The following is an 11,898-nucleotide window of genomic DNA, read 5'->3' as shown; positions in this document are numbered from 1 at the left end:
GTGTAAGGGGGGCGTTTGATCGTGAGTATCTTTTCGCGCGCCCGTCAGGTGCGCAAAACCTTGGCCGCGCGACGATAATCGGTCGGCGCCATCCCGACATTGGCGGCGAAGAACCGGGTGAAACCGCTCTGCGATGAGAAGCCGAGATCGAAGCCGATATCGGCGATCGGTGCTTCACTCGCCACCAGCGCTTCCAGCGCCTGCTCCATCATCAGCGTGTTGAGATAGAGGTGCGGCGTCACGCCCGTCTGCGTGCGGAACAGCCGGTAGAAATGCGGGCGGGACAAGCCGGATTCGCGCGCGATGGTGTCGAGCTCGATCTCAGCGCCGGGGCTCTCCGACATCATCTTGATGCACTTGCGTACGCGAAAATCGGTGACCGAGCCGTTTGCACGCGGGTCGCGCGAGGTCTCCGCCTGTTGCCAGCTTTCGTCGTAGCAGACGTCGATCAGCCGTCTCAGCTCGCCATCGAGGCTATTGAGCGAGGGTGCGCCGCACACGAGAGCGGCTGCGTGCCGGATATGCTTGTCCAGCGCAGCCGACCGCGTGAACTGGGTACGGCCGAAGCGCAAGCGGTCGGCGCCGGGTGCATCGGGCGCGAACCACTCCGCATTGACATAAAGCACGAAGAAAACGGCGCCGCCTTCGAGATCGGACGGCAGGAAATTATGCGGCTCCCATGGATTGATCGCGACGACGGAGCCTTCAGTGAGCTCGTAGCGGCCATCGTTGACATCAATGCACGCGGGACGTCCCCCGACATGGAAGATCAGATGACCTTCGCGATGTGCGTGGATGTTGAAAGGGCGGTTCAATTGATAGACCGTCGCCCGGCCAAAGCGGCCGTGGAAGACGGCGAGCGCCCGGCTCATGCCTTCCCTCCCAAAAGTTCTTGTCTTTTTTTGGTAGCGTTCAACAACCGGGGAGAGAATGCAAGGGCGCACAATGTCCGCACCTTGCAAATCTCTCCCCGGTCAGTCATCGCTCGCGAACGAGACTACGTCAGTACTTCTTACATTCCGGTACTGTACGGCTTGGCAAACCGATCTTGGCGAACACCGCGGGGTCGTAGCCCAGCGTCTGGTTGACGTTTGGGATCACCTTGACGACCTTCGAAAACAACGCGCCCTTGCCATCGTCGACGACTTCCGTGACGAAGTTGGTGCCGATCGCCTGACGATTGGAGTCGAGCTTGATCTTGCCGTTCGGTGCATCAAGCTCGATCTTCGCAAGCGCCGCCCTGTATTTGGCCTGGTTATTGGAAAGATCGCCGTTGACCTCGCGCAGCGCGAGGATCAGCGCCATGGTCGAGCCGTAATAATTGGTCGCAAGCAAGGAAGGGCTTGGGAAGCGCTTGTTGGGCGGGAAGGCATCCTGATAGGCCTTCACGAACTTCTGCCAGCCCGGATCCTCCCAGGTGTCGGCTTGACCGCTCGCCGCGATGGTGCCGACCAGCGCATTTTTTGCGTTGCCTTTCGAGGACAGGATGGTCTGGTCGATCATGATGGAACCACCCATCAGATGCGCCTTGCCGCCGGCCTGCTGGTACTGGTTCAGGAAGTTGACGGCATCGGCCCCGCCGAGCCCGAGATAGATGGCGTCGACATCATCGGGCAAGGCCGCGATGACGGAAGCAAAATCCTTGGTGCCGAGTGGCACCCATTGCCGGTTGGTGACCTGCCCGCCGGCGCCGCAGAATTCGAGCACGAGGCCGAAAACCTGCGTGTAGATGAAGGAATAGTCTTCGCCGACAGTCGCGATCTTGCGATACTTCTTTTCCTCATAGGCGTATTTGCCGAGGCCGACCTGCCACTGCGCGCCATCCATGTTGTAGCGGAAGAAGTTCGGGGCGGGGTCGACATAGGTCGTTTCCTGCGCGCCGGATGCCGCGTTGATGAAGGTCAGCTCGGGATGGGTCTTGGCGAAGTTCTTGACCGCAATGCCCTCGTCGCCGGAGAGCGGCGACAACAGGATCTGCACCTTGTCCTGCTCGATCAGCTTGCGTACGGCGCGCACCGCGGAGTCCGGCGTCGCGTCGGTCGAAGCAACGATGAATTCAAGCTCCTTGTCCCCGACCTTCTTGCCAAGCACATTGAGCGCCGTCTGGTGGCCGCGCATGCCGTCCTCGCCGAGCACCGTGTAGGTGCCCTCCAACGTTGCCGTGACGCCGACCCTGATCTTTTCCTGGGCGATTGCCGCGCCTGAAAGAAAAAGGCTGCTCAGCGCGATCAGTCCCACACTGCATTTCAACATTGCACTCCTCCCTGTGTAGCCGAGGTTTTCCTGCTGAATTGGCGCGGCCCCCGTGGCTTTCGAAAGGCTCCCGGCTGTTGAATGAAGGCTAACCGAAGTCGGATGCAGTGCACGTGTGGGCGCATCGTGTGGCTTGACGAGCAGTCTCATTTTGAATGTTGCGGCGCAATTGGCATCGCGGTGCAATAGGCGGACGGCTTGCCGAAGTTGTGGGACGGTGCGTGACGGGCGCGGCCCTCCGAACGGCCCATGCATCGAGCTTGACCCAGCACAGGTCTGGTCCGGTTCAAATCCCCATGGGTAGCTGGGGTGGAAATGTTGAATCTGAACGGCCCCCGACGGCTGGATCCAGCTTGAATTTTCCGACGGGTGCCACGGCCGGATGGAGGACGACGAATTCGACCTGATCGCGGTCGGCCGGGCTCTGATCCCGCCGCCGCAATTCAACTCAGGGTGGATTTGGACCGGACTTCCATTACAATCTGGTGGAAATGAATCACCATACGGCCTCTCACGATCCCGTTCTTGTCGCGCTGTCGATCCTGATCGCCGCGCTTGCCTCCTACACAGCGCTCGACCTCGCGACCCGGATGCGTGCCGCGTCCGGGCGGGCTCGTCCGGCTTGGCTTGCAGCCGCGGCCACCGCCATGGGCGGCGGCATTTGGTCCATGCATTTCGTTGGCATGCTGGCTTTCAGGCTGCCCGGGGTCGAGATCTCCTACGATCCATTCCTCACCTTTCTATCGCTTGTCGTCCCCATTGTTGTCGCGGCCGCGGCATTTGCTGTGGTCGGAAGACGCCCGCAGGCACTCCTGGCGTCCGGCTTGGCGATGGGGCTTGGCATATCCGGCATGCACTATACGGGCATGGGCGCAATGAGAACGGCGGCATCTGTCGAATACGATCCACGATGGGTCGTGCTCTCGGTCGTGATCGCGATGTGCGCTTCGGTCGTGGCGCTCTGGCTCGCCTTTCGCCATACAAATGCGACGCAGCGGCTGTTCGCAGGACTCGTAATGGGTCTCGCGATCTCCGGCATGCATTACGCGGCTATGGAAGGTGCCCTGTTCGTGCCTGCGAACACCATGGCGGGACACGCTGGACATCTCGTGGGTCGAGCGCCGCTGGCATTTCTCCTCGCCGGCGCCACCATCCTGATCCTGAGCATTGGGATTGCCGCTGCCGTCTACGATAGGGCCTCGGCGGAGCGCGCCCAACGCGAGGCCAGCGCGCTGAGGCGGAGTGAAGAACGCTTTCGGCTCCTGGTGGAGGGCATCGCCGATCATGCCATGTTCATGCTCGAGCCGAATGGGTCCGTGGGAAACTGGAATCTCGGGGCGCGCCGGCTGATGGGTTATGGCGACGACATTGTAGGGACGAGCTACGCGATCCTTCATACCGACGAAGACCGCGCGTCCGGGGCACCAGCACGTGCTCTCATCGAGGCGGAGCGGGACGGTAAGTCAGCAGGAGAAGGCTGGCGCGTTCGCCGAGACGGCAGCCGTTTCTGGGCGGAAGCAACCCTGGTCGCGGTACGGAACGAAAGCGGCTTGATCACTGGGTTTGCCAAGATCGTGCGCGACATCAGCGAGAGAAGGCGGGCACAGGAAGCTCTGGAGCGGGCGCGCGAAGCGCTGACGCTATCGCAGAAAATGGAGACCATCGGTCAACTTACCGGCGGCGTGGCTCACGATTTTAACAATCTGCTGGCCGCCGTTCTCGGCAGCCTTGAGCTCTTGAAAAAGCGCCTGCAAACGGATGATCCAAGGATACAGCGTCTCGTGGACAACGCGACGCAGGGTGCGCAGCGGGGCGCTCTGCTAACCCAGCGCTTGCTCGCCTTCGCTCGCAAACAGGATCTCAAGCCGGCCGTCGTCGATATCGCCGCACTGGTGCGGGGCATGACGTCACTGCTGAAGTTCGAGGCGGGCGTCCGTATCGACACACTATTTCCGTTGGACCTGCCAAACGTAAAGATTGACGCCAACCAACTCGAGCTGGCTATCCTAAATCTCGCCGTGAACGCTCGTGATGCGATGCCGGCCGGCGGCCTGATAACCATATCCGCCCGAGACGAGCAGCACGAAGCTGGCGCCCCTCGCTACGTCGCACTCTCGGTCAGCGACACCGGCTGCGGCATGGACGAGGAAACGCTCAAGCACGCTCAGGAGCCGTTCTTTACGACGAAGGGCATCGGCAAAGGCACCGGGCTCGGACTATCAATGGTTCACGGCCTCGCCGAGCAGTCCGGCGGCAGGCTCGTCTTGAAGAGCCGCCTTGGGGTGGGCACGACGGCTGAGATATGGTTGCCAGTAGCCGAGAAGGAGGCCGTGTTGCCAGCACCGCGCGCGGAGGCTCCGGCCCCCATACTTCGGGCCAACCGTCGGCTTTCCGTGCTTCTGGTCGACGACGACCCTCTCGTGCTCGAGAATACGGCGGCAATGCTAGAGGATCTCGGGCATGCGGTGGTCGAGGCACGCTCGGGCGAAGAGGCATTGAATCTACTTCGCCGCACGCGGACCATCGAACTCGTTGTCACCGACTATGCGATGCCGGGCATGACCGGCCTGCAGCTTGCTGAAGCGGTGGTGGTGGAGCGTCCCGATACGGTCATCCTCCTGAGCACCGGGTACGCGGAGCTTCCCATCGAAGCGCGTTCTAACCTGCAACGCTTGTCGAAGCCGTTCGATCAGGCTGCCCTCGAGAAGGCAATCGAGGGAGCGATGCGAGAGCACACGAGATCTGTCGTCGCCTTTCGGCCAAAGAGTGCGTGAGCTTGCTGGAGCTTCTATAGTCGCCGGCTGGCGGCTGCCGATCGGCGCCGCCAGCACATTTGCGGCAGCTCCCCGACGAGCCAATATGATTGCGCGGAGCTGCCAGGTAGTATTTCGACCAGGGATAATAAGGGCGGCTTGGCGACGAGAGCTTGCCGTTGCCCCCGTTGAAGCATGCCGGTGCTCGGCAAATGCGTTGCCGATGCGATGAAAGGCTCAATTCATGTCGACGCACCGCGCGGATTCACAACTGTGTACCCTCGCAAGGAACGCGCGTGTATTCTCGTTGCGTGTCCACCTGAGTTGCCGTCGTATGCCATCCAAACGTCGCCCCCGACGTGCTGCTCCAGGACGAAAACGTGCCCGCGTCTTGCCGCGACCATTCCTGGCGCTGGTGGCGTACGCGGAAATCGCAGCCAGTTTGCCGCGAGATTTAATTCCGGCACGATGCGACCAAACAAGCGCAGGGCTGCGGCACAACCGCAAAACGAGGAGGGGCAGCCCGCGGGGCGGCCGCCAACGATCCGAGTGCTGGTGGGAATATCAAGCGCCGCAATATTCGTACTGGTGACGGCAGAGAGTTGTTTGGATCGATGTATCCGTAATGAGTGTCGCAACTCTTGTCCTCGGTTCGAGATTTGCGAGCGGTACGAGAAGTCGCATGGCATGGTGACGTTGCATTCGGAGGCGTGCTCTATGCGATACGGTCGTGCTTCCGAATTGAGAGAGGTGATCACAACGAAGCAACACGCAGAAATAACTTGCTTGAACATCGCAGGCTCCGGGATTGAAGGATCCTGCCCCCAGCAGCGAACAGCTAACAACAGATTGGCCGAAATGGGTCAGAAGAGCGGCCTAATGCTGGATCAGAGGCCGGCCATACTTCTGGGGTAACTCCAACCGTGTCGGTCGTTGAAGACCGCCGCTTGCTGGCAATGCGCCGTGAACGTGGCGCCCGCTTCACGTGTTGATCTTAGCCAAGTAGTCCATGTGAAGAGTAATTGGTCCCTTCGATCCGTCCAAAATGACGCGGAGGCTCTTCGGATAGTATCCGGCCCCAACCACGGTCCCGGTCTTTCCAGCTAAGCGAGGACCGGCTGCTGGCTTTACCTGAATTCGTGAGCCCGGCGGAAACTTAAGGTTCGTTTGGGCCGACCCTGACATGACGTCCTCGGCAGCGAGTGAGCCAATTCAACTCGAAAATCGCTAGCGCGCGGCACAGTGAACGAACGGGTTGCAGAAATTCGATCGCGCGCGCTAGCTGAAAAAGGTCTCCGGCATCGGTGCTAAAGAGGCAAGACAAGCCGACGCCCAATGCTTCCGTAATTCGAAATTGTCCCCGCAAACGATCTGGACTTCGGTGCTAAGATACCGGCTTATACTAGCGCCGATCCGCTTGAATTCTCGATCAATCCACGCACGCCTTTACTGAACAACGGAAACGCTTCGATGAGAACATCCGTCATCGGGGGTAATCCGGACATAAATCAATCCGGTTCGCTGCCGCTCCCGGCATTGAACAAATTCGTCGGCGTTGTGCCAGATTTAACATTGATCTTCTCCGGCCCGTCGGCCGCATATCGTTGAATCGTCTTTCAAAACAAGTTTTCCCTCAGATCTGGCGGTAAACGCTGGCGAGTTATTGTGCAAACTTTCAGCACAATAATCCCTTGGTTACGCCCAATGGAACGGAGATTCCTGCCTCAAACGTAAACATACGTTCACCTCGGTGGGACGCACGATCGGTTGTCGGGCGCTCGGACCTACAGGTCACTGGGGGCTTTCAACACAGACAGGGGAATATCATTGGCAACATTACACTACGCTGCGGGCGGGGGTCTGGACTCGCAAGGTAACTTCGCACCAGCTGAAGCTGGCTTTAATCTCGCAGATGTCCAGTATGTCGACCAGGTGAATGCACTGCCCGACGGTGTGCAGGGTCTGGTCTGGCTCGATCAGTACCACGGCGTGACTCAGGACTTTATCGACCAGGTGACGCCGTTCCTCAACAATCCGAAAGTGTTCGGCTTCTACCTTGTGGATGAGCCCGATCTGACCGGTCAGTGGGGACCGCAAGCCGACCCCGCGGATCTGAAGGCTGAATCCGACTGGATTCATCAGCACGATCCCAACGCCAAGACGTTCACCGTCCTGATGAACACGGGATCATCGGACGATCCGAACTACATGAACAGCTACAACCAGGCGAACACCCACATCGACTACTTCGGTCTCGATTGGTATCCGGTGTGGACGGACCGTCCGAACGTCGACCTAAGCACGATCGACAAGTACGTCTCTGCCGCTGAGCAAGCCGGAATCCCGCTCGACTCCATCGTTCCGGTTTATCAGGCGTTCGGGGGCGGCGGCTGGTCCACCGAAACTGGCAGCCAGGTCGCTGTGCCGACTGCTGCGCAAGAGCAGGCAATGATCAATCATTGGGCGGACCTCGTTCCCAATCCGGCCTTTGACTATGCTTACGCGTGGGGGTCGCAGAATGGCGACACTGCGCTCGAGAATTTGCCGGAACTGCAGCAGGTGTTCCTTGCCCACAATACGAGCGGGGGCACGTCGACGGGTGGCACAACCGCTCCGCCCGCTGCCGATCCTCCGCCCGTTACCGATCCGGTGACCGACACGCCGCCGCCGGTGGACGCTGGCGGTAGCACCGGCACGGACGGCAACACGCCGCCGGTTGCGGATGCTGGCGGTAGCACCGGCACGGACGGCGACACGCCGCCGGTTGCGGACGCTGGCGGCAGCACTGGCACGGACGGCGACACGCCGCCGGTTGCGGACGCTGGCGGCAGCACTGGCACGGACGGCACCACGCCGCCGGTTGCCGATGCTGGCGGTAGCACCGGGTCGGGCTCGGACGGAACGACGGATCCGTCGACCGGTGGTACGACCGATACTGGCGGCTGGGGTGGCCATCACCACGGCGGCTGGTCCGGCGGTTCGTCCTGGCAGACGGCCGGCGGCGATGGCGGGCACAACCACCACGGTGGTGGGCTCGACTTCTCGCAGTGGCTCAATAAGGCCAGCACGTCGTTCGCATCCGGAGATCATTCCTGGTGGCGTGGTCACAATGCGACGTCGAACACGACTGCGGATGCCGATTCTGGGCAGACGGATACGCCGGACACAGGCTCGTTCGTAGCGCATCTGGCCGATTGGATGTCTCACCACAACGATCATCACGGGTGGCACTCGTAAGCACGTAGGTCGTCTACATCAACAAGGACATGCGCGCGGTGCGCCGCGCGCATGTCCGCTCTGGGGAGACCCTCGCGACCACGGGGCGGTCGAGAGGCGGGGTGCCATTCCGCGCACGCGGAATGTTGAAATGCGGGCGTTTCGACGCTCGATCGCATGCAATTTTTTTCAACCGCTTACCGCCGCCCGGCCAAGGGCGGCCCGGATATGCACATGCACGCTTCGGCAAAACAGTCTGCGCTCGCGGACGCGTTCCGTCGGATACGTCCCGGCCTGCTCGCGGCCGGCGGACTATCCATCTTCATCAATCTGCTGGTATTCGTGTCGCCGCTCTACACTATGCAGATCTACGATCGGGTGCTGACGAGCCGAAACGGGATGACGCTGCTATTGCTCTCGCTCATCGCGCTGGTGCTCTTCATCAGCTACGCGACGCTCGAGCATTTTCGCAGCCGGGTTCTCGTGCAAACCGGATTGCGCTTCGACCGGTTCGTCTCGGGCGAGACGTTCGAGACCGCGCTCGGACAGGCGCTGAGCACGAGCAGCTCGCATCATGTTCAGCTGCTGCGCGATGTCGACACCTTGCGTGAGGTGCTGTCGGGCGGCGTCATCACGTCGCTGATGGACGTGCCGTGGACGCCGATCTTCCTCGCGATGTGCTTCCTGCTCCATCCGCTGATCGGTCTGGTCGCGCTGATCGGTGCGATGATCATCCTGACGCTCGCCTTCCTCAACGAGCGTGTTACGAAGGCGCCGCTGAATGCAGCCGCATCGAAGAACCTTCACGCACTGGACCGGTTGACCTCCTCGCTGCGCAACGCAGAAGCGATCCGCGCGCTTGGAATGGGACCCGCGGTCCGCGGCGCCTGGGCGGAAACTCATAATCAAGCGCTGCTGGAAAGCGCGACGGCCGGAGAGCGGGGCGGGACGTTGCTCGCCATCTCCAAATTCCTGCGCATGGCGATTCAGGTGGCCATCATGGGGGTGGGCGCGTATCTCGCGATCCAGCAGGAGATTTCGGGGGGCGTTCTGTTCGCCGCTTCGCTGATCATGGGACGCGCGCTCGCGCCCGTCGAGGCTGCGGTATCGCAATGGAAGGCGCTGGTTGCCGCGCGCACATCATATGCCCGGCTGGACCGCGCGCTTGCGAACCGTGCGACTGAGGGACGGCCGACACGGCTGCCGCCCCTGGTCGGCGAAATCTCTGTCGAGGCCGCGACGGTGCTCGTCCCAGGATCGCAATTGCCGGCCATCGCCGATGTCACGTTCCGGCTGGCCCCTGGCGAAGTCGTCGCCGTGGTTGGGCAGTCCGGCTCCGGAAAATCGTCGTTGGCGCGGGCCCTGGTCGGTGCCTGGCCGCTGGTGCACGGCTGCGTGCGCATCGACGGCAACGACGTCAGGCATTTCGATCCCAATTTCCTTGGACAGAATCTCGGCTACCTCCCGCAGGACGTAGAACTGTTCGCCGGTACCGTGCGTGACAACATTGCGCGTTTCCGCGACGACGCCTCCGACGAGGCGGTCGTCGAGGCGGCGCAATTGGCCTCGGCGCACGCGATGATCCAGCGTCTTCCGAAGGGCTATGACACCGTGATCGGGGATAACGGCGCAGGTCTTTCCGGCGGTCAGCGGCAGCGCATCGGGCTCGCGCGCGCATTGTTCGGCAAACCGGTGCTGATCGTGCTCGACGAGCCGAACGCGAATCTCGACGGCGACGGCGATCGCGCGCTGGCCGATGCGATCCAGCGACTGAGGCAGCACAAGGTGACGATCGTGATCATCAATCACCGCCCGAACCTGCTCGCCGCGGTCGACAAGATCGTGTTCATGCACGAGGGGCGGATCGGGCAAATCGGCACGCGCGAGGAGATGCTGCCTGCGCTGCTCGGGAAAACGGTCGCGCCGATGCGGCGTGACGTGCGCGAGCCTGCTGAACATCATCGTGCCGATCGTCATCACCATGCTGACGGCAACCATCGTGCCGATGGCGCTCACCGACCGGCGCAGCTTTCAAATCAGGTGCGTCAGGCGCACGCGACGAGGCAATAATGGACAAGATGTTGCAGCGGGGAACGGACGCTCTTCACGACGAATTGGCGGAGCTTTTGAAGCAGTTCAACAGAACCGATGAAGCGGCGCGGGCGCCGCGACCTCCGAGCAAATTCCTCGCTAGGGCGGAAGGATTCCTCGCCAGGGCGGAAGGGACGACAAAGTCGCTGGTCCACCTCGCCAAGGCGAAACTGCCGACCTTGTGGTCCGGTTGGCCAGTGGGCAACAATGAAGACCCCTCGGGCGATTGGCAGACACCCGCGCGGCGAGGCTTCCTGGTCGTCTTCCTCACCTTCGGCGTATTTGGCGGCTGGACCGCTCTCGCGTCGATCGATGGTGCCGTGGTGGCGGCCGGCTCCGTCGTCGTCGAGAGCGACCGTAAGGTGGTGCAGCACCTCGAGGGTGGAATCGTCCAGAACCTGTTGGTCACAGGCGATGCTCATGTGGCGGAAGGTCAGGTCCTGTTGCGGCTCGATCCGACCCAGGAGCGGGCCAAGGAAGAGATCGCGCGCTCGGCGGTGTACTCCGCGGTTGCCGAGGAGGCACGCCTGCAGGCGGAAGCCGAAGGAAAGGACAGCATCACGTTTCCGGCCGAGCTGCTCCAGAAGGCTTCCGATCCGAACGCGATGCGCGCAATGGGTGACCAGAAGCGGCGATTCGATGAACGTCGCGCTGCGCGAAAGATCGAGATCTCGATCCTCGAGGAGCGTATCGCGCAGGCGCAACGGCAGATCCAGGGAAATACCGCGCAGAACAAGGGGGCGCGCGCGCAGTTCGACAGTGTGAGCCAGGAATACACCAAGCTCAAGCCGCTCGTTGATCAGGGCATCGTACCGTTCGCGCGCGTCGCCACGCTTGAGCGCTCCAGAGCCGATCTCGAGGGCAAGATCGGCGCCTATGAAGCGGATATCGCTCGCTACGGCCGCATCATCGACGAGTCGCGGCTCCAGATCGACCAGGTCGGACAGAAGGTGCTGGAGGAATCGACCGGCAAGCTCGCCGACACGCGCGCCCAGCTTGCTGATGCGCGGGAGAAGCTGCGCGTCGCGGTCGACGTCCTGGCCCGGATGGAAGTACGCGCACCGCGATCGGGGCGGATCGTGAACCTGAAGGTTCACACGATCGGTGCCGTGATCAAGGCGGGCGACGTGCTGATGGAGATCGTGCCGGACAACGACGTTCTCGTGGTGGCCGCAAGGGTGTCGGCGCTTGATATCAACCACGTCCAGCTCGGCCTTCCGACAGAGGTGCGGCTTCCCTCGTTCAAGGCGCGCTCCACCCCGATCGCTCTCGGCGAGGTTCTTTCGATCTCGGCCGACTCCGCTCGTGACGAAGCCACCCATCAGCCCTATTATGAGGTGAAGGTCTCGGTCCAGGTGACGCAATTCCCGGAGAAGGTCCGTGAGAAGCTCAAGCCTGGCATGATGGCCGACGTCCTGATCGCGACCGGCGAACGCACAATTCTTGCTTATCTGACCCAGCCGATCACGGATGCGATCCGGCGCGGGATGCGGGAGAGCTGAGAGCGTGTTGGCCGTACGCTGACCGGCCCGTGGAAGGGTCGCTGGGTTCAGAGCACTACGCTGCAATGCCAACCATCATTGTG

Annotated in this window: 7 protein-coding genes; 4 read left to right on the top strand and 3 right to left on the bottom strand. The window is 61.8% G+C overall.

All coding sequences use genetic code 11. From position 1 onward, the window contains the following. Positions 1-44: 44 nt before the first annotated feature. Both JQ627_RS02615 and JQ627_RS02610 read right to left on the bottom strand, forming a co-directional pair. Positions 45-872, bottom strand: coding sequence for an AraC family transcriptional regulator (locus JQ627_RS02615; protein ID WP_212482581.1), 828 nt, complete (start codon positions 870-872; stop codon positions 45-47). Between the two features lie 130 nt (positions 873-1,002). After that, entirely contained in the window at positions 1,003-2,253 is a 1,251-nt protein-coding gene (locus JQ627_RS02610) for an ABC transporter substrate-binding protein (RefSeq protein WP_212482580.1), read from the bottom strand. 491 nt (positions 2,254-2,744) lie between these two features. On the opposite strand from JQ627_RS02610, the gene JQ627_RS02605 reads away from it, so the two are divergent. Next, positions 2,745-5,027, top strand: a complete 2,283-nt coding sequence (locus JQ627_RS02605; protein WP_212482579.1) for an MHYT domain-containing protein — start codon at positions 2,745-2,747, stop codon at positions 5,025-5,027. 221 nt (positions 5,028-5,248) lie between these two features. Here the strand turns inward: JQ627_RS02605 and JQ627_RS39765 are convergent, their stop codons facing one another. Next, the gene (locus JQ627_RS39765) at positions 5,249-5,800 is read right to left on the bottom strand and encodes a hypothetical protein (protein ID WP_249142838.1); all 552 of its coding nucleotides are present in this window, start codon (positions 5,798-5,800) and stop codon (positions 5,249-5,251) included. Between the two features lie 1,033 nt (positions 5,801-6,833). Between JQ627_RS39765 and JQ627_RS02600 the strand changes: the two genes are divergently transcribed. The 3 genes from JQ627_RS02600 to JQ627_RS02590 all read left to right on the top strand — a co-directional run bounded on the left by JQ627_RS02600 (position 6,834) and on the right by JQ627_RS02590 (position 11,815). Continuing rightward, positions 6,834-8,243: a calcium-binding protein gene (locus tag JQ627_RS02600; RefSeq protein WP_212482578.1), complete on the top strand. Its 1,410-nt coding sequence runs from the start codon at positions 6,834-6,836 to the stop codon at positions 8,241-8,243. Positions 8,244-8,450: 207 nt separating this feature from the next. Next, positions 8,451-10,292: a type I secretion system permease/ATPase gene (locus tag JQ627_RS02595; protein ID WP_212483150.1), complete on the top strand. Its 1,842-nt coding sequence runs from the start codon at positions 8,451-8,453 to the stop codon at positions 10,290-10,292. Next, entirely contained in the window at positions 10,292-11,815 is a 1,524-nt protein-coding gene (locus JQ627_RS02590) for an HlyD family type I secretion periplasmic adaptor subunit (protein ID WP_249142837.1), read from the top strand. The genes JQ627_RS02595 and JQ627_RS02590 overlap by 1 nt, the downstream gene beginning before the upstream one ends. The last annotated feature ends 83 nt before the right edge of the window (positions 11,816-11,898 follow it).

Source organism: Bradyrhizobium liaoningense, from assembly GCF_018130785.1.
Classification (GTDB): Bacteria; Pseudomonadota; Alphaproteobacteria; order Rhizobiales; family Xanthobacteraceae; genus Bradyrhizobium; species Bradyrhizobium liaoningense_A.
Note: the sequence above shows the minus strand (reverse complement) of the source record. Positions and strands in the feature narration are given on the sequence as shown.